The organism is Ruegeria sp. AP11 (assembly GCF_056535865.1).
The window spans coordinates 724369-749260 of record NZ_JBQFJB010000002.1; the positions used below are offsets into that span (position 1 = coordinate 724369).

General features: G+C 55.8%; 19 protein-coding genes and 1 pseudogene. 11 read left to right on the top strand and 9 right to left on the bottom strand.

Annotated elements, in window-relative coordinates:
* Positions 1-130 precede the first annotated feature (130 nt).
* The 4 genes and pseudogenes from ACR3E4_RS21145 to ACR3E4_RS21160 all read left to right on the top strand — a co-directional run bounded on the left by ACR3E4_RS21145 (position 131) and on the right by ACR3E4_RS21160 (position 5551).
* The gene (locus ACR3E4_RS21145) at positions 131-1609 is read left to right on the top strand and encodes a hypothetical protein (RefSeq protein WP_480531405.1); all 1479 of its coding nucleotides are present in this window, start codon (positions 131-133) and stop codon (positions 1607-1609) included.
* Positions 1610-1754: 145 nt separating this feature from the next.
* Positions 1755-3107 (top strand): ISNCY family transposase, encoded by a 1353-nt coding sequence (locus tag ACR3E4_RS21150; RefSeq protein WP_480536674.1) that lies wholly within the window; start codon positions 1755-1757, stop codon positions 3105-3107.
* A gap of 575 nt (positions 3108-3682) precedes the next feature.
* Positions 3683-4440 (top strand): IS5 family transposase gene (locus ACR3E4_RS21155; RefSeq protein ID WP_480536684.1). Its coding sequence is split into 2 segments (ribosomal slippage): positions 3683-4007 and positions 4007-4440, totalling 759 coding nucleotides; the frame shifts between segments, so codons are not numbered across the junction.
* 13 nt (positions 4441-4453) lie between these two features.
* Positions 4454-5551 (top strand): annotated as a pseudogene (locus ACR3E4_RS21160) (IS3 family transposase).
* Positions 5552-5835: 284 nt separating this feature from the next.
* Here the strand turns inward: ACR3E4_RS21160 and ACR3E4_RS21165 are convergent.
* Positions 5836-6675 carry a 2OG-Fe(II) oxygenase gene (locus ACR3E4_RS21165; protein ID WP_480536435.1) on the bottom strand — a complete coding sequence of 280 codons (840 nt, stop codon included), beginning with the start codon at positions 6673-6675 and terminating at the stop codon, positions 5836-5838.
* A 390-nt stretch (positions 6676-7065) separates the two neighbouring features.
* Between ACR3E4_RS21165 and ACR3E4_RS21170 the strand changes: the two genes are divergently transcribed.
* The 4 genes from ACR3E4_RS21170 (at position 7066) to ACR3E4_RS21185 (ending at position 11496) form a co-directional block, all read left to right on the top strand.
* Complete coding sequence (locus tag ACR3E4_RS21170) at positions 7066-8202, top strand: Gfo/Idh/MocA family protein (RefSeq protein ID WP_480536436.1); 1137 nt, start codon at positions 7066-7068, stop codon at positions 8200-8202.
* 3 nt (positions 8203-8205) lie between these two features.
* Positions 8206-9030, top strand: a complete 825-nt coding sequence (locus ACR3E4_RS21175) for a glycosyltransferase family 2 protein (RefSeq protein ID WP_480536438.1) — start codon at positions 8206-8208, stop codon at positions 9028-9030.
* A gap of 94 nt (positions 9031-9124) precedes the next feature.
* A complete protein-coding gene (locus ACR3E4_RS21180) occupies positions 9125-10726 on the top strand; it encodes a GMC oxidoreductase (protein WP_480536439.1) in 1602 nt (533 codons plus the stop codon).
* Positions 10723-11496, top strand: coding sequence for an SDR family oxidoreductase (locus ACR3E4_RS21185; protein ID WP_480536441.1), 774 nt, complete (start codon positions 10723-10725; stop codon positions 11494-11496). Before ACR3E4_RS21180 ends, ACR3E4_RS21185 begins: the two co-directional genes overlap by 4 nt.
* A gap of 53 nt (positions 11497-11549) precedes the next feature.
* Here ACR3E4_RS21185 and ACR3E4_RS21190 read toward each other — a convergent pair whose 3' ends face one another.
* A complete protein-coding gene (locus ACR3E4_RS21190) occupies positions 11550-12791 on the bottom strand; it encodes a glycosyltransferase family 4 protein (RefSeq protein WP_480536443.1) in 1242 nt (413 codons plus the stop codon).
* The gene (locus tag ACR3E4_RS21195; RefSeq protein WP_480536444.1) at positions 12784-12930 is read right to left on the bottom strand and encodes a hypothetical protein; all 147 of its coding nucleotides are present in this window, start codon (positions 12928-12930) and stop codon (positions 12784-12786) included. The genes ACR3E4_RS21190 and ACR3E4_RS21195 overlap by 8 nt, the downstream gene beginning before the upstream one ends.
* 212 nt (positions 12931-13142) lie before the next feature.
* On the opposite strand from ACR3E4_RS21195, the gene galE reads away from it, so the two are divergent.
* Complete coding sequence (gene galE, locus ACR3E4_RS21200; RefSeq protein ID WP_480536446.1) at positions 13143-14144, top strand: UDP-glucose 4-epimerase GalE; 1002 nt, start codon at positions 13143-13145, stop codon at positions 14142-14144.
* Positions 14145-14191: 47 nt separating this feature from the next.
* On the opposite strand, the gene ACR3E4_RS21205 is transcribed toward galE, so the two are convergent.
* From ACR3E4_RS21205 to ACR3E4_RS21225, 5 genes are read right to left on the bottom strand one after another with little or no spacing between them, the layout of a single operon-like run.
* Positions 14192-15592, bottom strand: coding sequence for an oligosaccharide flippase family protein (locus tag ACR3E4_RS21205; protein WP_480536447.1), 1401 nt, complete (start codon positions 15590-15592; stop codon positions 14192-14194).
* Between the two features lie 33 nt (positions 15593-15625).
* Positions 15626-17734 carry an NAD-dependent epimerase/dehydratase family protein gene (locus tag ACR3E4_RS21210; RefSeq protein ID WP_480536448.1) on the bottom strand — a complete coding sequence of 703 codons (2109 nt, stop codon included), beginning with the start codon at positions 17732-17734 and terminating at the stop codon, positions 15626-15628.
* Between the two features lie 20 nt (positions 17735-17754).
* On the bottom strand, positions 17755-18744 hold the full coding sequence (locus ACR3E4_RS21215; protein WP_480536449.1) for a glycosyltransferase family 2 protein: 990 nt from the start codon (positions 18742-18744) through the stop codon (positions 17755-17757).
* The gene (locus ACR3E4_RS21220; RefSeq protein ID WP_480536450.1) at positions 18734-19975 is read right to left on the bottom strand and encodes a glycosyltransferase; all 1242 of its coding nucleotides are present in this window, start codon (positions 19973-19975) and stop codon (positions 18734-18736) included. The genes ACR3E4_RS21215 and ACR3E4_RS21220 overlap by 11 nt, the downstream gene beginning before the upstream one ends.
* Positions 19972-20976 (bottom strand): NAD-dependent epimerase/dehydratase family protein, encoded by a 1005-nt coding sequence (locus ACR3E4_RS21225; protein ID WP_480536451.1) that lies wholly within the window; start codon positions 20974-20976, stop codon positions 19972-19974. Before ACR3E4_RS21225 ends, ACR3E4_RS21220 begins: the two co-directional genes overlap by 4 nt.
* A 364-nt stretch (positions 20977-21340) precedes the next feature.
* Here ACR3E4_RS21225 and ACR3E4_RS21230 point away from each other — a divergent pair, with 364 nt between their 5' ends.
* The gene (locus tag ACR3E4_RS21230; protein ID WP_480536452.1) at positions 21341-23770 is read left to right on the top strand and encodes a tetratricopeptide repeat protein; all 2430 of its coding nucleotides are present in this window, start codon (positions 21341-21343) and stop codon (positions 23768-23770) included.
* A gap of 18 nt (positions 23771-23788) precedes the next feature.
* Here ACR3E4_RS21230 and ACR3E4_RS21235 read toward each other — a convergent pair whose 3' ends face one another.
* Positions 23789-24001, bottom strand: a complete 213-nt coding sequence (locus tag ACR3E4_RS21235; protein ID WP_480536453.1) for a hypothetical protein — start codon at positions 23999-24001, stop codon at positions 23789-23791.
* A gap of 284 nt (positions 24002-24285) precedes the next feature.
* On the opposite strand from ACR3E4_RS21235, the gene ACR3E4_RS21240 reads away from it, so the two are divergent.
* On the top strand, positions 24286-24885 hold the full coding sequence (locus ACR3E4_RS21240) for a polysaccharide biosynthesis/export family protein (protein ID WP_480536454.1): 600 nt from the start codon (positions 24286-24288) through the stop codon (positions 24883-24885).
* Positions 24886-24892 lie beyond the last annotated feature (7 nt).

Here is a 24892-nt window from a genome sequence, read left to right on the forward strand (position 1 = left end):
GCGTCGCACCCCTGGGACGCATAGCTGATGCTGGAACAAACAACCGTCTTGCCGGTTCTGAACGCTCAGGACAAGATAATAGTCAACGTGATGCCCAACCGAATACACTTCTGAGACCGTGACCTGATCAATGCCCAATACATTTGCCTATGTGATGCTAACGGTCTGGCCGATCGTTATGATCATCCTGTTCAAAAAACTATCTCTTCAGCGCGCATTGATCGTCTCATTTCTTGGTGGTTACGCAGTGTTACCCCCAAACACTTATTTTGATCTGCCAATGATCCCAACGTTGGACAAGTACTCTGTCCCTAGTGTGGCCGCCTTAGTTCTCTGCCTAACCATGGTTGAGCAGAAGATACGGTTATTCCCAAAGTCACGGTTGGTATCAATTTTGATGGTAGGGTACCTTGTGAGCCCTTTTGTCACAATGGCAGCCAACACTGAACCGGTTTTTGCCGGACCTGTGATACTGCCAGGAATATCCATCCGAGATGCAATCTCTGAGTTTCTTAAGCATGTTATTATCTTGATTCCATTTGTTCTGAGCTTCAATTTTCTGTCGACTAACTCTAGCAGGCGGGAGTTTCTGACGCTCTACATGGTGGCCGGACTGATCTATTCGATCCCTATCTTGCTAGAAGTTCGACTAAGTCCGCAGTTAAACAACTGGGTTTATGGCTTTTACCCTCAGCTTTTCGCGCAGCAGATCCGATTTGGTGGATTTCGGGCGACAGTGTTCCTTGGCCACGGGCTAGCAGTGAGTTTTTTTGTGATGATGTCGCTCATTGCAACAGCAGCGTTATGGCGAAGTTCACTCAGCAAAGATCGTGGAACTAAGTTTGCTGTCCTCAGCTACCTGTTTGTCATCCTCATTCTATGTAAATCGGTGGGTCCAGCTCTGCACTTCATCATTTTTGCGCCAGTCATAATGTTTGCCGGTCCACGAGTTCAGCGATGGACCATGTTGGTTTGCGTCACTTTTTTGTTTACCTACCCAGTCTTGCGGGCGACTGATACATTACCTGTCGATCAGATCCTCGATTTCGCTGGCTTGATTCAAGAAGAACGCGCTCAATCTCTAGGCTTCCGATTCGATAACGAGAGAATGCTATTGGAGCGAGCAGCGGAAAAACCTCTCACCGGCTGGGGGTTCTGGAACCGCAACAGGAACCTAGATCCCGAAACCGGACGCATTTTGACTGTTCCGGACGGATACTGGATTATCGTCATCGGAGTCCTTGGATGGTTTGGATACATCTGTATTTTTGGTTTGCTATCGTACCCGCTCGTCCGATTATGGGTTAAACGTAAAGAGTGCATTGGATCGCCGGACGAGTTTGTGACACACGGCGTGACAATCATGTTGGGTATCTACTTATTGGAAGCCATTCCCAATGCCTCCGTAACGCATTTTACTTGGATTTTAGCTGGAATGTTAGTAGCGAACCCAAGTGTATTAGCGCAGGAAAAAGTCGAGGATACGGTTGAAGCGCGTCTCGATACTAGTCCTACCCAACCTAGCCATAAACGCGCCAAACGAGGTCAAATTCAAAAATTCGACCCGAAGCAGCGGGAAAACCACCGTAAAAAACGTCATCCCAGATAGAATAAAGTGCGCTTTTAGTCGCTCGATAAACTTCACATAATTTGATTTGACTTCAACATCGCGTGTGGCGGCAAAGCTAAAATGTCACCCATGAGCAAAGCAGAAGTGTCACTCTACCCTCAAAAATCATTGAGGGCGAGCGGACATGGGTTGGGTGATGATGAGCGAGCGCGAGTTGAACCGCGTAGAGGTGTTGGCGCAGGTCGACGATGGTCTGCTGACCGTCGACAATGCGGCGAACATGTTGGACCTGACGCGTCGGCAGATTTTCCGCCTGTTGAAACGCTATCGTCGGGATGGAGCATCGGCGATCCGGCACAAGGCGCGCGGCAAGCCTCCGAACAACCGGATTCACAAAGCCAAGCGCGACTATGCGTTGGCGTTGATCAAAGAAAACTACGCGGATTTCGGGCCGACACTGGCCGCTGAGATGTTGGCTGAGCATCATGGGTTGAAGGTGTCTCGCGAGACGGTTCGTAAGTGGATGCAGGAAGACGGGATTTGGCTGTCGCGCAAACAGCGACGGACCTTCCATCAGCCGCGTCTACGCCGTGAATGCTATGGTGAGTTGATCCAGATTGATGGTTCGGATCACCGATGGTTCGAGGACCGAAGCGACCCCTGCACCCTGCTCGTCTTCATTGATGACGCTACCAGCACGTTGATGGAGTTGCGGTTTGTGACTTCCGAAAGCACGTTCAGCTACTTCGAAGCCTTGGAGCGCTACCTGCTTAAGCATGGCCGTCCCGTCGCTTTCTACAGTGACAAACACACCGTCTTTCGAGTTCCCAAGCCCAACAAACATATGACTGGCATGACACAATTCGGCCGCGCACTGGCGGAACTGAACGTCGAGATCATCTGCGCCAATTCCTCTCAAGCCAAAGGTCGGGTCGAGCGTGCAAACCGGACGCTACAAGATCGGTTGGTCAAAGAACTGCGCATTGCGGGCATCTCAAACATAGATGATGGTAACGTGTTCCTAACCGACTTTGTCGAGCGCTATAACGCCAGGTTCGCCAAAGCTCCGGCTAAGCCAGACAACCTGCACCGCGCTTTGAACATTGAACCGGATCGCCTCGCCGAAGTCTTCTGTCTGCGCGACAAACGCTATGTGACCAGAGACTTGACGCTGAAGTACGACCGCAAGCGCATCAGATTGGAGGTCAATGATCTCTCGCGCGGCCTGGTCGGCAAATATGTCGATACCTACGAGTTCGCAGATGGCCGAATCCAAGTGCGCGCAAAAGGCGTTGCCCTGCCCTGCAGCATCTTCGATCCGCACCAGCAGCGCGTCACCCATGCCGCAATCACGGAAAACAAGCGCCTCGGCGCTGTCCTCGCCCATATCAAGGAAGAACAGGAAAGAGGCCCAATCAAAACCACAGTCAAACCAGAAAGCAATCGCAATGGATATCGCAAGAACGGGCGCAGAAACAACGGTTGGAACACACTCGCGGACAGAAAACGCAAAGCCAGCCAGGGCTGCGATATATGAAGTCTCCGCCCTGTCAGGCTTTGCTACCGTAGCGCACTATGGTGACATTCCTGCTTTGCGAACCCGGTGACATTTCTACTTGGTTGCAACATCGCGGGTGGCGATGTCGTTAACTCAGACCGCACTTTGATCTCTCAAATTTACAAACCCGTGATCTTGGCCTTACTCATAAATCCACTTGCGCCAAGGAGATGATTGAAACTCCCGTAGCACAATAAAAAATCATGCAGTTAAACCCGATCCGGCTAAGGGATAGACGATGATACCAGTAAACGGCAGCTACCGAAGGCCGACTCTGATATCGGCATTTTTATGAAGCCCGGACAGTGTGATCACCGGCCAGAGCCGGTGCACAAGAGCCCAGTATTTGCTGAACACTGAGCTACTCCCTGAAATTAGGACACTGACGTAAGCTATGATTTGTTGTCTGCTGGTCTTCGACGAAAAGGAGATCATAGATGTCGAAGCGGAAGAGCCATTCGCCGGAGTTCAAAGCGAAGGTGGCGCATTAGGGTCAGGATGCATTGATTTCCCGAGCGCTGCGTGATTCACGGCTCCGAAAACAGAGCGGTGACATGAGCAATCTTTTCTGGCTGACCGACGCACAGATGGCGCGTCTGAAACCCTACTTTCCAAAGTCGCACGGTAAGCCAAGGGTCGACGACAGGCGGATTCTGAGCGGGATAATTTTCATCAACCGCAATGGGTTAAGGTGGCGCGACGCTCCTGAAGCCTATGGCCCACACAAGACGCTTTATAGCCGTTGGAAGCGCTGGAGCGAAAAGGGCATATTCGCGCGGATGATGGTGGGGCTAGCTGCCGAGCACGGCGAACAGAAGACAGTCATGATCGACGCGACCTACCTGAAGGCACATCGAACAGCGACCAGCATGGCCGCTAAAAAGGGGGGCGCGGTCGCCTGATTGGCCGGACCAAAGGTGGTATGAACACCAAGCTTCACGCCATTTGCTACAGCCAGGGACGACCGCTCGACCTCTTCATCACCGCCGGACAGGTCAGTGACTATATCGGCGCACGGGCATTGCTGGGCGGTTTGCCAAAGGTCGAATGGCTGCTCGGAGACCGAGGCTACGACGCCGACTGGTTCAGAGATGCGTTGAAAGACAAAGGGATACGCGCCTGCATCCCTGGACGAAAACAGCGCAAGAAGACCGTGAAATACGACAAGCGCCGATACAAACGGCGCAACCGCATTGAGATCATGTTCGGCAGGCTCAAAGACTGGAGACGCGTGGCAACCCGCTACGACAGGTGTCCCAAGGTCTTCCTCTCGGCCATCGCGCTCGCAGCCGTCGTCATCTACTGGTTATGAATCCTGACCCTAGGTGCTGAAGGGTGAACAGACGGTCGCTGAGTTGGCGAGCCAGTTTAGCGTTCACCCGACGATGATCCACAGTTGCAAGCGGGCGCTCTTGGAAGGTGCGTCCGGCGTATTTGAGCGCGGCGGCAAGAAAGCCCCTGAGATTGACGAGGAGCAGGTCAAGGAACTGTACGCGAAGATCGGGGAGTTGGCCGTAGCCAACGATTTTTGTCACGAAAGCTCAAGCCGTGGATCGGCAAGTGAGGCGCAAGATGGTTGAGCCGACCAATCCGGACCTGCCCATCGGCAAGTAATGCAAGCCGCTGTCGATCTTGCGGTCGTCATTCTATTACACGCCCAAGGGCGAGACGGCGCTGAATCTGATGCTGATGTGTCAGATTGATGAGCAGTTCCTGGAAGCGCCGTTCTTTGGCGTGCGGCCGATGACCTGGCATCTGCGCAACGAAAGCCATCTGGTGTACGAAAAACACTTACGCCGCCTGATGCGGCTGATGGGCCTCATGCCGATCTATCAAAAGCTCAATACCAGCAAGGCGGCGGAGGGGCACAAAACCTACCCCTACTTGTTACGCGGCTTGCGAGTGACCCCGCCCAATCAGGTCTGGGTCGCAGACATCACCTATCTGCAAATGCGTAAGGGGTTCTTGTATCTGGTGGCGATAATGGACTGGCACACCCGCAAGGTGCTCGCCTGGCGTATCTCAAACACGCTGGAGGCTGACTTTTGCGTCGAAGCGCTGAATGAGGCGATCCACAAGTTCGGCCCGCCTGAGATCATGAACACCGACCAAGGATCGCAGTACTCGTCCTTTGCCTGGATCAATCGGCTGCGGCGATCAGCTGTCCGTATCTCGATGGACGGCAAGGGTCGGGTCCTCGACAACATCTTCGTCAAGCGGCTGTGGCGATCCCTGAAATATGAGTGTGTCTATTTGCATGCCTGGGAAACCGGATCAGAGGTAAAAGCCGACGTCGGGAAGTGGGTCGAGTTCTATAACCTAAAACACCCCATCCCGCACTTGGCGGCAAACCCCCAGCTGTGATCTATTGGCTGAGAAAGGATGAAACACAACCCGATCAGCAGAAGCAGAGAGTAGCTTAAACGACGCCAAAACCTGTCCAAACATTGGAGAGTAGCTCACACCCACCGATTGGGCCACCCCGTGCTTTGGCTGCCTGATACCGCCGTATCGCGCGCAAAAGCTTGTAGCCAGGACCCCAGAATTGCCGCACTTCTTCGCGGGACCAGTCCTGTACTGTCGCTGAGATCACAAGCGGCTGCTCAGGCTCGACGAGTGACGTTTCCTGGATATTGCCTTGCATGGATCCGATCTTTTCAACCTGTCGCGCGCCCGAGCTGTTGGCATCGGGCGCGATTGGTGTTCCTCAGAATCCCAAACGTGCCAGACGGGGATAAACCCTGCGGTAGACAACCGGCGGTAACCAGTTCTCAAGAACTTCCTGCCGGCGCGATTGGCGATCAAACTGGTCTTCAGTGCCGGGGCGCGGCTTGAAAATTGTCGAATGCGCCTTGCGGCTGGGATCCCAGGTCGCGGTGTAATAATAGAGCGCGATGGACTGACGCGGCTCACCGTTGGGGTGATTCACTTTTTCAGGGTTTCCGTGGAACGTGTTCGATCCGGTCGAGAAGCAGCACATGCGGTTGAAGGTTGGTGCAAAGCTCTTGACCTTGGTGCTCATATCGTTGCTCCAGATCTCGAACGAGCCACCCCATTCCGCGCGCCAGTCGTCATTCAGATAAATCAACACGTTCAGACGCCGTTCGACGACCATCTGCTTGTGCAGATTGAAATCCGCATGGATATCCAGATGGCCGCCGTTTTTTACTCGGTGAATACCTGCTCCGATATAGTAGGGATCGGGGATCAACCCTTTGATACCAGTCATTTCCTCGAGAAACAGGATAAACGGGCGGGAGTTGAAGGCGTGGAACAGCTCGCGCGAATAGACCGGCAGTCTTTCGGGATTGTACTGGGTTTTCAGGTTCTCTTGCGCCCGCTCGAACGTGTCACTGTCTTCGCTTTCTTCAAGCGTGGCCACGTCTTTCTGGACCCGGCGCAGTACCTCTTCGGGAAGAAAATTATCAATACAAATATGATTGTAGGGTTCGCCGCTCTGATATTCCTCGGCAAATGGGGCCGCCGCCGCGCGGGCGTTTTCGACACTGATACTCAGACGCTCGGGATCAATTTGATAGATCGCCATCTTCTTTTCCTATCTTAACAATAACGCAACTCGAATTACCGGCCAGCTTCTGCAGCGGCAGAGCAAGGTGGGGATCAAGATCTTCTAACAGAAAAATGGGGGTATTCTCCCCATTTCACAATGTGACATATCCAACCACGCCTGACAAACACATGATTGGGATCAATTGGATCGCTTCAACCGGAAAGTCTCATATTTTGCGACAATGAAACTTGGCGTACTACGGGGTGAATTCACTGAGTCTCCGGTCAGAACAGGGTCATCCTGCGCAATGCCTGAACGATTTGCAGGGCATCGGCCAATTTACAGTGGCACATCCGCAATTCTGCCCATATTACAGTATTCGTTGTTTATGAGTTCCCGCCCGTCGAATAAGAGACCATTCTCTTTATGCCCAGGTTGTTGATTATTGGTACCGGATATGTCGCGGATTTGTATCTGCGCTCCCTCAAGCTCTATCCTGAAATCGAGATTGCCGGGTGCTATGATCGCAATCCCGAGCGGCTGTCCCAGTTCTGTACCTACTGGTCACTGCCCGCGGCGGACAGTTTTGAGGCATTGCTGAATCTGGCGAAACCAGATGATATTCTGCTCAACCTGACCAATCCGTCCGCGCATTACGATATTTCGCGCAAGGGCCTGGAAGCCGGGCTTCACGTCTATTCCGAAAAGCCGCTGGCGATGGAGATGGACCAGGCCCAGATGCTGGCTGATCTTGCCGCTGAGCGCGGGCTGCGCCTTGCCTCGGCGCCCTGCAGCTTTCTTGGCGAAGCCCCGCAAACGATCTGGGCCGGATTGCGTGCCGGTGTAATCGGCAAAACCCGTCTGATCTATGCCGAGATGGATGACGATTTTATCTCGCAGGCCCCCTATCAAAAATGGTTCTCGGAAAGCGGCGCGCCGTGGCCGGCCAAAGACGAGTTCGAAGTGGGATGTACCCTGGAACATGCGGGCTATTACCTGGCGTGGTTATTGCCCATGTTCGGCCCGGTCCGCACGGTTGTCGCGGCTTCGGCGGCGCTGGCAGATGTGACCGATGTGACCGCCGGGGCAGCACCGGATTTTTCGGTCGGGACGCTCTTTTTCGAAAGCGGCGTGGTGGCACGGCTCACCTGTTCCATATTGGCCAGACATAACCACGAACTTCGGATCATCGGCGATACGGGTGTGATCGAGATGGATGAGTGCTGGAACAACGCCGCACCGGTCCGCTTGCGCCGACGCTTTTCGATGCGCCGCAGGCTGGTCAATGCACCACTGGCCCGGCGTCTTAAACTCAAGGGGTCGACCCACGAAAAACTTGGGCGCAAGGGGGCTGCGTCAATGAATTTTGCCCTGGGCGTGGTCGAGATGCGGGATGCAATCCGCGAAGACCGGCCCTGCCGTCTGTCCCCCGACCTGTCACTGCATATGAACGAAGTCACGCTGGCCTTGCAAAATGCCGAAGAATTCGGCGGCGCAGCTAAAATGCAAACCCGCTTCGATCCTGTTGCGCCCATGCCCTGGGCCGAAAATCTGGCACGTTGAACCATGTATGAGATTTCGGTCATCATTCCTGCGAACAACGAAGAAGCCTATATCGGCCCTTGCCTCGAAGCCGTATTGGCACAGGTCACCGCACGCCGGGCCGAGGTGATCGTGTCGGCCAATGCCTGCACAGACAGGACAGCAGATATTGCCCGCAGCTATGCGCAGCGTTTTGCGCAGCGGGATTGGTATCTGGTGGTTCTGGATTCAGAGGAAGGTGGCAAACCCGCGGCGCTCAACCGCGCCGACGCTGTGGCGACGGGTGGCACGCGGGTTTATCTGGATGCGGATGTCGTCATGTCACCATTGTTGTTGGACGCGCTGGCGAAGGTACTGGACCGGCCTATGCCCACCTATGCCAGCGGAGATCTGAAGGTCAGCCCGGCGCAAAGCTGGATTACACGGGCCTATGGCAGGATCTGGACCAGATTGCCCTTTATGACAGAGGGCGTGCCCGGTGCCGGGCTGTTTGCTGTCAATGCGGCGGGCCGCGCACGTTGGGAGGATTTTCCGCAGATCATCTCGGACGACACCTTTGTACGACTGCAATTTACGCCAGATGAACGACTGCCGGTTGCGGCCCCATACTCCTGGCCGCTGGTCGAAGGATTTCAGGCACTTGTGCGCGTTCGGCGCAGGCAAGACGCGGGCGTGGCCGAGCTTGCGCGTCTATATCCAGGCATTCTGGACCGGGAAGGCAAAGCCCCACTTACAGCTGGGCATCTGTTGCGCCTTGTCGTGACAGACCCGGTTGGTTTCGTGGTCTATGTCGTGGTCAGCCTGTCCGTCCGCACCCGTAGAGACTCCGCCTGGAGCCGGGGTCGATAATGTGGTGCAAGGTGGAGATATATTTGACTGGAAGCATCATGCGTCAATCATGCAAACCTCAGGCCCTTAGCAACACGGCGAAAGGAGGGTTCGGGTGATAACTCCGGCAGAAGCGCAGTCGCAATCGTGGGATGTGATCGTCATCGGTGCCGGTATGGGGGGTGGCATGGCCGGACGGCGTCTGACAGAGCGCGGACTGTCGGTTCTGTTTCTGGAGAAAGGCGTGGCGGGTTATCGGAGCGAGCGTCAGTCCTATACTCCCGATATTGTCGACCCGTTTGCGCGCCGTCTGCGGGGATTCTGGCCGAAACCGGTTGAAGCACATGATGGCGGTACAATTACGCGCTATTTTGCGCCATTGGGCAGCGGGGTTGGCGGCTCATCCGTTTTTTATGCGGCGGCACTGGAGCGTCCCGAACCGCACGATCTGGACGAAGCACCCGGCATTGCGCACCCCACCGGCGGTTGGCCCGTTGGGTTTGACGCCTTTCTTCCCTATTTCGATCAGGCCGAGGACCTACTCTATGTGCATGGCGGCGACGATCCGCTCTCGGACATACCGTCGGACAAACTGCGCCCACCGCCTGAATTCACTCCCGAAGAAGCAGCGATGATGAGCGATTTCCGTGATCGGGGTCTGCACCCGTATTACTCGCATATCGCACGGAAAGGGCTCGAGAGGTGTACCAACTGCCTTGGCGGCAAATGCCCGCGCGCCTGCAAGATGGATGGCCGCTCAGCCGGGGTTGAACCGGCGCTGGCCAGCGGCCGCGCCGCATTGATCACCGAATGCGATGTCGAAGCGCTGGCAGAAGATCAGCCCGGACAGATCACCGGCGTCCGGGTGCGCCATGGTGATGTGTCACACACTCTGCGCGCCCGGACCTACGTTTTGGCTGCAGGCTCATTCGGCTCACCCACGCTGTTGCTGCGGTCCACCGACCAATCGGCAACAGGATGTGCCAATTCAAGCGATTGGGTCGGGCGCGGTTTGATGTTCCATATCGATAATTTCTTTGCTGTCTGGCCGCGACGCGGAGCAAAGCCCATCGGCAGAAGCCGGGCGGTATCTACCCGAGATTTTTATGTCGTCAAAGGCGAGCGCATGGGCCTGACGCAATCCATGGGATACGAGGCGGATTACGGGACGATCCTGCGTTTTTTGCTCATGCAGCTCGAACGCTCACGCTTTGCCAAATACACAAAGCTGCGGCGCCTTCTGAACATTCCCGCCCTTTTGGCCGCCAAGATGTTCGGGAACGCCGATGTGTTCGTCGCCCAGATGGAGGACTTCCCCGTCCGCGAAAACCGGGTGCTGTTGAATCAGGAAGACCCCGAAGTCTTTACATTCAAATATACAGTCGCACGCGACGTTTTCACCCGTCAAACCGGACTGCGGCGGGCCATCCGGCGTGCAATCGGCCGGTGGCGGATGATGTTTCTGTCAATCAAGCCTATCGTCAATGTAGGTCATCCGTTGGGGACATTGCGCTTTGGAAGCGATCCCGCCACGTCAGTGCTCGACCCCGATTGCAAGGCACATGATTTACAGAACCTCTATGTCGCCGATGGCTCATTCATGCCGACATCCATGGGGGTCAATCCAAGCCTGACCATCGCCGCCAATGCATTGCGGGTCGCAGATATCATCGCTGATCGGACAAGCCAGTCTAAACAACACACGGAGGCGTCATGACAGATACAAGCCAGCGAATTCGCGAAGGTATTGCCGTCGTCACAGGAGCCGGCGCGGGATTGGGACGAGAACTGTGTCGCACCCTGATTGCAGAAAACACCCGTGTCGCGGGCATCGGTCGCAACCCCGAACAGTTGTCGGCCCTTGCGTCCGAGTTGGGGGATGGGTTCATGCCCGTCACGGCCGATGTTTCAGACCCAGAGGCCGTCGCACGGGCATTCGAAGAAATCACAGCCGCCTCAGGCGTACCTACCATCCTGATCAACAACGCAGCTGTTTATCCGCGCCGGGACATCCTTGATGAAACTCCGGAAAGCTTCATGCAATCGGTCAACATCAATCTGGGTGGCGTTTTCTATTGCTGCCACGCAGTCCTGCCCGGCATGGTCGAGCGTGGCTATGGCCGGATCGTCAACCTCAGCACCTTTGCCCATATCGCACCAGCGCCTACAGCCGCGGCCTATTCGGTAACCAAAGGGGCCGCGCAAACATTGACCAAATCACTGGTGGCCGATCTTGCCGATCGTTTTCCGGATATCGTCATCAATGACTGGATCCCCGGCGCGCTGAAAACCCGGATGGGCATACCCGATGGCATCGAACCGGCACAGGCCGCCAAATGGGGCGTGCAACTGGCATTGTGGCATGATCCGATGCTCACCGGACGCCTGTTTGATCAGGACACCGAGTTTCTGGAGCCAATCTCTTTGAAACGAAAGATATTGAACAAGATCACCGGGAAAAAACGCATCCCGCTGCGCCTATCTTGAAAACAAACTGCACGCGATTCCTTCTCTGACTAGGAGTACTGGAATCCTCCACGTCAGCTAGGGTGTTGCCGTTTGAATCCATCTATCGCCGCCCTGTACCCCTCCAGGGTTTTGGATGCTACGACGCTTGAATTGTAGAGTTTGCTGCAGTCTCTCCATGCCTGCAGTCCAAGGCGCGCTGCAAATTCCGGATTGTCGTACAATCTTTGACACGCTTCTACTAGCCCCTCAATGTCTTCATTCGGGACGATTAGGCCACTGTGCTCATTCTTAATGACCTCGGGGACGCCGCCAACTGCCGTGCTTACCAATGGGCAGCCTAGTGACATTGGCTCCAACAACATATAGCCCATCGTGTCGTAACGAGCCGCAGTGATTGTCAAATAGTGATTTGTGCGCAGCGCCATAAGATCTGCGTGGCTCATTTCTCCGCGGAAATCGACTCTTTCACGCAAATCAGACGTAAAGTGTTCTTTGCAATAGTCTTCAAAGTAAATAATACCATGTTTGGATTGAATGCCCTGATCCGGCCCGATGAAAGTCAGCGTCAATTGCTGATTTGTTTCGGCAAGTTTCGCGAACACCTGTAGAACCAAATCCCCACCTTTGAGGCTGTCAAACCGGCCAACAAAGAGCATTTTGGTTCTGTCACACTCGTCAACATTCCATATCTCATTTTCACGTGCTGCCACAATCGGCGTTGGTATGATGGTACTGTTCTCAAGATCAAGATCGTACTGCTTCCTTACCGCGTCCAAGGTATAATTGCAGATTGCTGAAATATAATGGGCTGATTTGATAGCGAGTTCTTCGCGTTCGGAGCGCCCGTCGTTGATGGGCAATGCCGAGAGGGCGTCGTCGAATCCGCCGGTCAGAAAAAAAGGACCGTGCATACGAACCGAAACGGGCACGATATTCATCAACGCAATCTCAGCGCCCATTCCAAACGATTCCTCGATTTCGAAGACTTCAATTCCTTCTTCTTCGACAAGTTTGCGAGCGGCCAATGTGATTTTGGCCGAATTCCGTATCGCGTCATATGAACTTGAAGAAAATTTAGCCTTCAGTCTCAACCAAACCCTAGTAAGTAAAGGTAACCGCACCTCGCTAAGATCAAAGGTATAGGAGTCTTTCTCACCCGCATCCGGCGTCAAAATGTAGACTTCGTGACCAAATTCCCGAAGAGAAGAAACAAGTTGCGAAGCATAAGTTACAATTCCGGACGCAACACGCCCGGGCGGCCAAGATGAGACGTAAATCGCGATCTTCATCGGTTGGTCGGTTTCTTCATTCATGTTCAAAAATCTGGGCAAACGGTTCTCTGCCCATCTCCTTCTCGGGGCCGAAATCAAAATCTCTTAAAGATGGAACAACTGCCACCGGACGGCGCGGGTTGTGTACGTAAATGACTCGTAGCAGGGACTTGGTGTCCATGCTAGATTCCTGTTGCAGTTGTCGTTACCTGTGGCACAGTGTCCACGCTGGATTCTAGCTGTAGTTGCAATGACATGCGTGGTTCTTCCACCCAAAGAAGACACTACGAGACTGAGGACAATCGGATAGGATACAAATTATTGTTGCGAAGGTTGATATGGGAAATTGCGATGACTGGTTCTCTCGCACTGTTCCTGCAAAAATAGCGGATCATGACAAAGCACATACTTCTCACCGGCGGCGCCGGGTTCATCGGCTCGCACACCTATGCAGCCCTTGTGGATGCCGGTTACGCGGTCACCATATTGGATAATTTCGAGAACGCCCGCCGTGACGTGCCGGACCGGCTGTCCCAAATCACCGGCAAAACCGTGCCGGTCATCGAAGCAGATATTCGCGACCGAGACGCCATCAATACCGCGTTTGATAGCAACGATTTCGATGCCGTAGTGCACTTCGCCGCACTGAAATCCGTCCCAGACAGCGAGTCCGATCCCGTCGGCTATTACAACTCAAATTGCTCGGGCCTGATCAATATCGTTGACGCCATGCAGACCAGCGGCGTCGAAAATATCGTCTTCTCGTCGTCGGCTGCGGTCTATGGCAGCGCCGCGCAAATGCCCTTGACCGAAATCAGCCCCTGCACACCGGACAGTTGTTATGGTGCAACCAAGCTGTTCGGAGAGGAGTTTTTAATCCGCGTCGCCGAGGCACACCCAAATGTCAAAACCGGAATATTGCGGTATTTCAACCCCGTCGGGGCCCACCCATCCGGGCTGATCGGGGAAGACCCATCGCAGCCACCCGGCAATCTGGTTCCGGTGATCGCCCGTGTCGCGCGCGGCGAAATCGAGGCTCTTTCCATCTTCGGCGGCGACTACGACACCCCCGACGGCACTTGTATCCGCGACTATATCCACGTCCTTGATCTGGCCCGCGGTCACGTGCTGAGCCTTGATGCACTTCTGAATCAGAAAGAAAACCATCTCGTCAATCTCGGCACCGGGCGCGGAAACTCGGTCCTTGAGGTGCTGAACACCTATTCGGACGTGATCAATCGCGAAATTTCCAATCGCATCGTGGATCGTCGCCCCGGCGACCCGCCAATTTCCTATGCAGCAACAGATCGGGCGCGCGAGGTCCTTGGATTCGAGGCGAAACATAACCTCAGAGACATGTGCGAAAGCAATTGGGCATTTTCAGGGGACAAGTGACGACCGCGCCTAAGGTATTGACCAGTGATCAATGCCTTCGGCCAACACTACGTGACTGCGGCCCAAAGCTCGGCCATACCCCAGCCCACCGCTGCTCCGACAAGCACCAATGGCATCAGCCGGACTTCATGCAGCAGGGATACCCAGCCTTCCCGGCGGCCCATAACCAAAATCATAGCGACCTCAGGAATGCGGTGTAGCGCAACAACGAACAAAGCCAGCGTCGTCGATCCAAAACCCCAAATCGCGATAAACAGCCCGATCCAGATCGTTGCGGCACTCACGAGGCTGAGGACTGTCATTTCGCGGAATCGCCGTTGCGCGCTATAGGCCTCGCGCAACAGGCGCGGGCCGATCAGGATCAGACCCACGGCCAGTATCTGGATCATACCCGCCACATCCGCGTAACGGTCATCATAAATAATACCCACCAATGTCGGAGCAAAAGTCATCAGGGCTCCGGCTCCAAACATCGCCAGACTATCAAACAGAATGCGGTAGCGATAATATTGGCGACGCAGAGAACCCTCTGCTCCGTCTTTGTGCAACTCGGTGAACACTTGCAGCCCCATCTGAGCGTGTACGGTGTTCAGGAACGTCTCGACTAAATCCACAATCTGACGGGCGATATAATAGAATCCAAACGAGCTTGCCGACATCGCAAAGCCTAATACAAAGCGGTCAGCCATCAGAGTTACGGCAGACAGCGCAGAATGCCCAATGATCCACTTGCCACGCTCAATGATCACCTTGAAATCATCAACGCTCCAGCTCAGTCGCATCGCAGGACCGGCAAACATCGCATAGCTAAGCGTAACCATGATAACGGCGCCTGCGAGATTGCCCAGGACCAGCGCCCAGATGTTGCGCAACCAGAAGGCCAAACCTATTGTTATGACCGTTGTCAGAACCACTCTGATCAGCGTCTCTTTGCTGACCTGACGGAACTTCATTTCGCGTTCATAGACAAACTTGGCTGGTGAGGCAAAACCGCTAATGATGGAGAACCCACCGATGGCAGCGATTGCAAATGGAAGCGTCGGGTCACCATAGCTTGACTTTGGATCGAACCACTCTGCTCCCTGCCCCCACGATATGCCAAACGCCAGCAGGATACAGACCAGCAGGATCAGAACTCCGCGCAGGATCTGTGCCGTCCAGCAGGAGCGCAGAAACCCGTCATCCAATTCGCCCTCGCGGGTCAGGATCAGCGAACGCACGCCCAGATCAGAAAACATCTCAAGCACGAAGATGAAGGTCATGACGACGGCGAAGACCCCGAATATCTCGGGCGTCAGAATGCGGGTCAGCACGATGGTTGAGACGATCCGCGCCATTACCTGCATCACGAAGACCATTGTCGACAAAGCTGCCGACGCCATGATCTTGCGCCGCAGACTGTCGCGGTCGGACATCAGCCCGGATATGCGCTGGCTTATGAACTTCATGCCGGTTCAGCCATGGTCTGACTCCACCACATCCTAAAAGCCGAACAGATTGGCCTGGGTGATGCCCTTGCGGACAAATTCATCCCGATCCGCTTCGGGCTTCCAACCCAGAACCTCTTTGGTGCGGGCATTGCTGAAAGGTGACAGATGGCCCCGGGATTTCCAATCGCTATAGGACTGGTTCTTCAAATCACGCAGCCCGACGACGTAGCGTTTGAGCAGGTATTTGATGCTGCCCGACAGGTAGAAGGTCCAGAAAGCGCCCTTTTTGACCTCGGTCCGGGCGTCCAAAGCTTCATGTATCGCGTCAAAATAATCCCGCGCGCTCATCATCGGCTCGCCGATCAGATTAAATGACTGTCCCACGGCAGCGTCATTGTCGATCATTGCGATCAGAGCATCCGAGATATCTTCGATCAGAACAAAGGGCAGGATGTTGTTCCCGTCTCCCCAGATCCGCACCGCCCCGGCCCCATGCCAGCGCCCGATGCCCCAATGTTGAAGCGGCCCGCCCTCACCGATGACAATGCCGGGCCGCGCAATTACCAGAGGCAAGCCCTGAGTCCGGTGCATTTCAAGCAGTCGCTTCTCGCATTCCGCCTTTGAGCGGGCATAGAGGTTGCGGTCGCTCATATCCTCGCCAAATCCGGTGTCTTCTGTGATCGTGCGCGCTGGATCGGACATGTCATATGAGGCGATGGTTCCGGTGTAGATCAACCGCTTGACCCCGGCCTCTTGCGCCGCCTCCGCCACGCGCACAGCCCCGCCGACGTCGTTTTCAAGGCACCCTTCCCAGGTACTGTCCATGGATTTGGCCAGGTTATAGACGACCTCAATCCCTTCCATGGCAGCGGTCAGCGCCTCCTTGTCCCGCAACGAAACAGCAACAGTTTCAACCTGATCGGCAATGTCGGCGAAAGGTCCATGCCGCCCACGGCTGAGGACCCGCACCTGACGCCCACTTTTGACCAAAGCGCGTGTCAGATGACGACCGATGAAACCAGTGCCCCCAATCACCATAACCGTAGGCTTCAAAGCTGCGGCAGGCACGACCGGATCAGGCATCGCGGTGAATTCATCCGGTATCAATTCGGCAGTTTGTTCAATGGCTCCGATGACGGCCCCGGCAGCAGCGGCTGAAAAACGGTCGTCCACCGGGCTGTTGGTGCGGATCGCATCGTAAAACGCACCAAACGCTCCCAGAAAACTCAGCGCATAAGGGGATTTGCGGTTCAACGATGTCAGTTGTCTCGCACCGTTGACCACGCCCTCGCGCAGATGCTGACCTGCCAGCCCCATCTGTTGACGGAATGGGTTTACGACGATGTCGGAAGTGTTCTCGTGCCTGATCGTCAGCGTGTCTGCAGCATAATCCAGCCGCGCCATCGCCGAGGATCCATGCACTACGACAGACCGGTCATCCATTGTTTCAACCAATTCGAGATTGAACGTCAGATCGACATGACCGGCCCGCGCCCGGATCTGCCAGCTTTGCGGTCGGACCTGCCCCCCTTGCAGAGTGACGGGCTTGCCTGCTTCCAGTCTGAAATCGCTGAGTTCACCAAACAGATCCACGGCAAAGGCGTAAAGATGCGGCCCCAGTTCAAAAAGCAGATTGCGTGCCTCTTGTAACATCCACAGGCCATAGGGACCGGATCGCAGGGGCGCCAAAGGAAAGCGCCAGTTAAACTCGGCGCTGTTGATCCGGCCCAACGCGCCTGACCGGCAGGCTTGTTTCAGCCGCTCGTATGACGGAACACCCAGAAAGTTGTGGCAGACGGCAACCTGCCGCCCAGCCTCTTCTGCTGCAGCCGCGACAGCACTGCAATCGGCATGCGACAACGCAAAGGGTTTCTCCACCATCACATGGAAGCCCGCCCGCAGGCAGCGCTGTGCCAGATCGGCATGGATATGCGGTGGGGTCAGGATATGGACCGCGTCGCAGATATTGGCCGCCGCCATCTCTTCGATCGAGGTGAAGGACTGAATTCCATAGGTTCCGGCGAAATCCGACGCCGCCGCGGGCGACACATCGCAGATTGCGGTCAGGTCAACGCCTTTGCTGGCCCGTAGCGCGTTTGCGTGCCAGGTTGCGATATATCCGGCTCCGATCAGGCCGACGCGAATTGGGTTCTGAGACATATTCTTTTCAACACGAATGACTATTTATACTCGATGATTTTCATCGGCGCCGCTCGCTTGCGGCGCCACAGGTATGTCAGCATACCGATAACGTTGGGAAGTTTGGACAGGGTCAGCAACACGGCCTGCCGCATCGCTGAAGGACGTGGCAGGCCATCCCGCATAAGCCCCTGCGCGGTCCGCAGATAGGACATCGCGTAGACGCCCAGAACGGCCAGAATGATCCATGGAGATACGATCAACCCGATGACCACGACAATCGGCAAGACCGCACCATAGAACCAGGCCCGTTTGCGCTCTCGCGTGAAATAGTCGGCATGTAGATCGCCAACCTGGGCAAACCCGTGCCCGGTGCGAACGGCCCGCTTCCACCATTGAGAAAAGCGGGTCATGGCTGCATCGTGTTGGGTCATGTCCAGGGGCAGGCGTTCGATTTTCCAACCCGCTTGGCGAATGCGCACGCAGAATTCGTCATCTTCGGCTGCGATGACGGTGTCGTCAAAGCCGCCGACCCCGTCAAAGGCCGGAACCCGCACCATCATGTCGCCGCCGCAGGTCAGGATCGAACCCGCCGGGCGGTGCCATTCGAAATCGCAAAGCGCATTATAGACGCTTGCATCAGGGTGAATCTCAGCCCTCCAACCTGTCACGATGCCAAGCCCGGGATCGGCGGCCAGCGCCTCAGACGCGGCAGCGACCCAGCCATCGACGATGGCGCAATCGCCATCAACAAACTGAACAAAGTCCAGTGGCACACCCATCGCCTTTAATGCAGCATATCCGGCATTGCGTGCCCGCGCTGCGGTGAACGGGCGGGACAGGTCCAGCTCAACCACATGTGCCCCGGCATTGCGGGCCTGCTGTACGCTGTCATCGGAAGAGTTCGAATCCACGTAGACCACGGCGGACACTTCATCGGGAATCGAAGCCAGGCAACGGACCAGACGCTCACCTTCGTTTCGGCCAATCAGGACCAGACCGATTGCCGGGATCAGGGTATCATTCGGCATTCCGCACCCCCTGACACTCTGGCTGGATAAGTTGCGCCAGACGCTCCGCTTCGGTTTTCTGGTTGAATTCGGCGGTGACCTTGGCCCGGCCCGCCTGACCCATACGGGCGCGCAAATCGGGATTGCTCAGCAAATCACGCAGGCGTTCGGTCAGCACATCGACATTTCCCGGCGGCACCAGATAGCCGCTGACGCCATCTTCGACCAATTCCGAAATGCCGCCAACGCGGGTCGCCAGAACTGGCAGTCCACTGGCCATCGCCTCCATCAGCGTCACCGGGACACCTTCGGCAAAACTGGGCAGGACCAGCGCGTCGGCCCCGGCCAAGATCTCCGCCACCTCGCTTTGGGATTTATACCCGGCGAAATGCACCACCCCATCCAGTTTCAAACGCTTCGCCTGATCTTCAAGATCTGCCCGTTCTGGCCCATCCCCGATCAGCATCGCTCGCAATCCGGGCATATCCTGTTCAAGCCGCGACAGTGCCTCAAGCAGGATCGGCACGCCCTTGACCCCCGCCAGCCGACCGACAAAGACCAGATGGGGCCTTTCAGGATCAGCGGTGCTGGTCGCTTGATACTTCTCGGGATCGATACCGCAATGAATGATATTGAGCTTCTTCCAATGCTGGGGATCCGAAAAGATCATGCACTGGCTGCGGCAGAAATCACTGATACAGGCCACAAACCGGGCTTCCGCGATCTTGGTATCAATGCGCCAGTGTTTCGGTTCGAAAAAGATATCCGGCCCGTGGATTGTGAAACTGAAAGGAATACCGCTGATCCGGCTGGTCAGCATTGCGACCGTACAGGTGGCCGTTGCGATATGATTGTGAAGATGGCGCACTTTGCGCTGGCGCAAATGCTCGGCCAGCACCGCAGCCTCTGCAAAATAGAACAGTTGATACAGCAATCCCTTCGACCCTGCCGGACGGGTCTTCAACGCCAGCTCAAAGGCCGAGAAGTATCGACCTGGCGCCCGCATCAGTGCCTTCAGGTGGCATTGGATCAGGTGCAGTGGAGATTTCGCCGCGGCGATCACATAGAAGGTCTTCTGGAATTCCTGCTGTTGTTCGGGCCCCACATGGTGTTCGGCGCCCGTTTTACGGATCGAACAGGTCTCGACCTCAATCCCCTGCGCACGCAGGGCAAAGATTTCGCGCTGGATAAATGTGTCTGTGGCGCGGGGGTATTCCCCGGTCAGATACGCAATTGGTGCTGGTTGGCTCATGTCGAATGACCTTCGATTTGGGCCTGATGCATAACTTCGGAAAAGGACAGTTGCGGTGGGATATCCAGCCGCGCATGAAGCCGAGTGGTGTCAAAGCGCAGGGGTTTCATCCGGGCCTGTAACGTGGCCGGGCGCAACAGACCCGGTAACTTGTCAGCCAAACCCGGTATCTTGCTCAAGACGGCACCGATGAAGCTGAACAAACGCCAGTTGACGGGAATAACCACGCGTGGCCACCCGGACTGGCGCAACTCTGCGACATAGGTGGCGCGATCCGGACGGTCATCATCGAAAACATTGATCGCTTCGATCCCATTGGCCGAAGTCTGTGCAGCCTGCACAAGCGCCTGCGCCGTGTGCACGACATAGCTGACCGGGACCTCCCCGGCACTCTCCATCGCAATCAGCAGCGGCCCGACGGGATGTCCCAAATGCGCATTCCACAAACGGTCCGGTCCAAACACCGCCCCGGGCCGCATGATCCAGAGATCGAAACCCTGAGCTTCGGCCGCGGCGCGGGATTGCCGCTCCTGTATCAGTTTGGCCTGACAATAGGCATCACGCATCTGAGGCGAGGGTTCGAGCGGGCAATCCTCAGTCAGCAATGCACCGGCTTTCACCGCACAGCCATCATAGACGGACAGAGAACTGACCAATACCAACCGAGGCGCAGACGAGCAGATCTGAATAGCATCAAGGACGGTTTCAGTTGCCGCCTGTGTATCGCGAATCTGACGATCGGCTGCACCGCTCATTATTGCCGCAGCGTGAATAATCGCATCCACATCAGATAATCGTTTCGCCAACCTGTTTTTTGCATCCGGTTCCGTCAAATCAACCGCAACTACGGAAATACCGAAATCAGCAGCCCACGCGGCAGGCGCAGCTGCTTCGGAGCGCACCAGCGCCACCACCTCATGACCTGCGCCCCGTGCCGCATCGACTGCGTAGCGTCCGATGAACCCGCTGGCGCCAGTGATCAATATCTTCAACCCAGCCATGACGTTAACACAATCCGGGCGTCCTATGGTACTTGATTTTCAAACGAATTCTTAACCGCACAACATCAACAAACCTGACAACAAAGAAACCAAATCAACCCCCTGCGTATACCGGGATTTTGTCAATTTCGAGGGTTTTATAAAGTAAGTGGTGATAAATACGAATGGGACCTCCCGTTTTTTTGTCCGGAAAGGGAAAAATCCACGCCGCAGCTATGGAGTGACGGAGGACAAACCTCGCGCGCTCAACATCAAAAAGCACCAAGCTGTGAATTTACGCGAACATTAAGCGCAACCAAAGCGCTGGTAACATCATCTGCTATTGGGCAGTATCGCATTGATCGAATTCTCAACCCGAAAAGCAATGTTCAGACATCTGTTTCATCCGCCCCTCATCGCGCTTTGCGCGGCCCTTTTTCTGGCTGGATGCGAGTCCTCAGAAGAACGGGCCGAACGGCATTACAATTCGGCGCTTCAGCTTCTGGATGCGGACGACCCGGAACGGGCGCTGCTTGAGCTGCGCAATGTACTGAAGCTCGACAGCTCTCATACGCAGGGGCGTCTCCTATTTGCGCAGACTCTGGCACAGCAAGGTGAGAGCGGCGAAGCGCTGAACCAATATCTGCGCGTGGTCGAGCAGGAGCCGGCCCGGCTGGACGCCAGACTCATTGTGACCAGAATGTCATTGGACCAGAACCGATGGGAAGATGCTTTGCGCCATGGTCGTGCTGCGCGCGATCTGGTTGCGGAGAATGCTGAAGTCCGCTTTCTGAACGCGGTACTTGACTATCGCGAGGGGATCGAGGCCGATGATATTGCTGCGCTGGACACACCATTGCAGGTCGCCCAGAACAGGCTGGTGAATCACCCCACCGATCGTCTGGCCCAGCGATTGATCATCGATCATGCGGTAACGACCGGGAAGCCAGATCTGGCCCTGCATCGCATCGAAACAGCGTTGACGTATCTTCCCGATGAGTACGACTTCCATCTGGCCCGACTGCGAATTCTGTCCGACCGACAGGACATGGCGGCTGTGGGGGAGGCGTTGCGGGACTTGACCGATCACTTTCCCGACCAGCGACTGGCACGCAACATGCGATTGGCCTGGCACATGGAACATGAGGATATCGCAGGCGGCGAAAAATTCCTGCGTCAACTTGCAAATGCGCCCGATGCAGGCGTGGACGAACATCTGCAAGTGGTCGACTTTCTCAAACGCACCCGGGGTACGGAGGCCGCGCGTTCGGAGCTGAACAGTCTGATTTCGACGCAACCCAAAAACAAAAGCTATCAAGCCACATTGGCGGCACTGAACTACGAGGCGGGCCAAACCGCAGCCGCCATCGAAATGATGCACGAGTTGCTGGCGGATGCGCAGGCAACGGAAGAGACGGCAAATCTGAAGATCAATCTGGCGCGCATGCTGATCAGCGGCGGAGAAGTACCTGCCGCCGAAGCGCTGGTTGATGAGGTATTGGCAGAAACTCCGGACCACACCGAGGCGCTGAAAATGCACGCGGCCTGGCTGATCCGCGACGATCATCCTGAAGAGGCAATTCTGACACTACGCACCGCTCAGGCCGGAGCACCGCGCGATCCCGACATTCTGATCCTGATGGGTCAGGCCCATGAACGCGCCGGCGCACGGGAACTGGCGGGTGAGCGCTATGCCCTGGCGGTTGAAGCTGCCGGTCGTGCACCGGACGTGTCCTTGCGCTATGCTGCGTTCCTGCTGAAGGATGACAGGCTGAACATTGCCGCAACCGTTCTGGCGGATGCACTTGGTATCGCGCCCGGCAATATCGAATTGCTGACCGCGATGGCCGAACTTCAATTGCGACAGAAGAATTGGGTTCGGGTGAAGCGCCTTATCTGGCGCCTCCGGGCCCAGGACGTCCCCTCCGCGCTGGCGGCGGCGGATCAAATCGAAGCAGCAGCGCTGGTACAACAGAGCCGCACCGACGAGGCCATCAGATTTCTGGGCGACCTGAGCGCTGCAGAACCGGCCGACCTCAATGTTTTGAACAACTTGATTAGAACCTTGGTTCAAAGCGGGAAAACCGATGCGGCTGTTGCCCTGATCGAAAGCCGGTTACAGGGTGCATCCGACGACGCGGTATTGCGCTATCTACGTGCCGGGCTGCACCAGGCCGAGGGTCAGGATGACGAGGCCGAAACCATCTATCGCGCTTTGTTGACACAAGACCCGACAGATCTTCGATCCGTGCGCCAACTGGCCCGACTTCTGACCCGGCAGCAGCGCGAGGCAGAGCTTACGGAGCTGCTCGATACTGCGTCGGACGCCAATCCCAATGCGATGTTGCCGCAGGCGCTGCGGGCTGAACAGCTTGAACGTCAAATGGATTTCGACGGAGCTATTGCAGCTTATGATGCGCTTTATACGTCAAACTCTGACGTCGAAATATTTGCCAACAATCTGGCCAGCCTGATCAGCATCCATCGCGATGACGCCGAAAGCCTGTCGCGTGCCTTTGCGGTCGCCCGCCGGTTTCAGCGTTCAGACGTACCTGCCTTTCGAGACACCTATGGCTGGATTGCATTTCGAAAGGGCGAACTGGATGAAGCGATAAGCCATCTCGAAGCTGCGGCGCAGGGATTGCCCGACGATCCGACGGTTCAATATCATCTGGGTGAGGCTTATGCCGCAGCAGGGCGTGGGGAGGATGCACAAAGTGTTTTGAATCGGGCTATCGCGCTTTCAGCGCAGCACGACTTCTCTCAGTTGCAAAGAACGCAGGAATTGTTGCAGCAATTGTCTGTCACCCGGTGACCGACGCGCGGACCATTGTCAATTCACCTGCTGGGCCGGAACGCGTTCGACACGGTTCTCTTCGACAAGCAGGGCGCGGTACATGAGGATGGCGCAGAAAACCAGACCGACTATACCGCCGGTCGCTGCGTAGATCAGGATCGCAGTGCCCAATGAGGCGCCTGAAATCAGCGCACCGACGCTCAACGCGCCCCCGGCCATCATTCCAAGCAAGATCAATCCGATTATCATTTCACACTTCATCCCCTGAGGTGTCCCGGCGCGCGGTTGTCCGGGCACCACGCCAGCAAATAATACAATTGTGTCACAATAATGTCTTCACCCAGCGCACGAGGGCAGCGGTCATTCGCCGATCAGGTTAGGAAGATCCGGTTAACAAAGGGTAACGACGTCACAGTCTGCAAGAAATCACGAAAACTGACTTGAAAGCTGGGCAAGATATCGCCGAAACAGGATAGAGAGTATTCGGCCCGGCGCCGAGCGATACTGCAATGCAGGGATGGAAGAGTTTGGACATGAGATCAATTTTCACATTGCTTATTTCGGCATTGATCAGCGTTCTGGCGCTGCCGGCGCTGGCGCAGGGCTATCGGATTCAGTCAGGCGATACGCTGCGTGTCGAAGTGCTTGAAGATGAGAGCCTCAACCGCGACATTCTTGTGGCCCCTGACGGTCAGATAAACGTACCGCTCGCGGGCACCATCAGGGCCGGAGGGCGCACAGTTGAGCAGGTCAGGTCCGATCTGACCGAACTGCTTGCTCCCAACTTCGCTTCTACGCCCAACGTGTTTGTATCGCTGGGCGCGTTGAACGTACCGATTCCGCCGCTTCCCGACGAAACGATCAATGTATATGTGATTGGAGAAGCGGGCTCGCCCGGGCGTCATGCGCCAGTGCGCGGGACCACGTTGATGCAGTTCTTCGGTGAGATGGGAGGGTTCTCGCGCTTTGCCGCCACCAAACGGGTCATGCTGCGCCGAACCGACAGATCTGGCAAGGAAAGCGTCTATCAGTTCAACTATGATGCGATGCTGGATGGCACCGGTACCGGAGGCAGCACAAAGCTGATCGATGGCGACGTGATCGTGATCCCGCAGCGTCGTCTGTTTGAATAATCAAGAA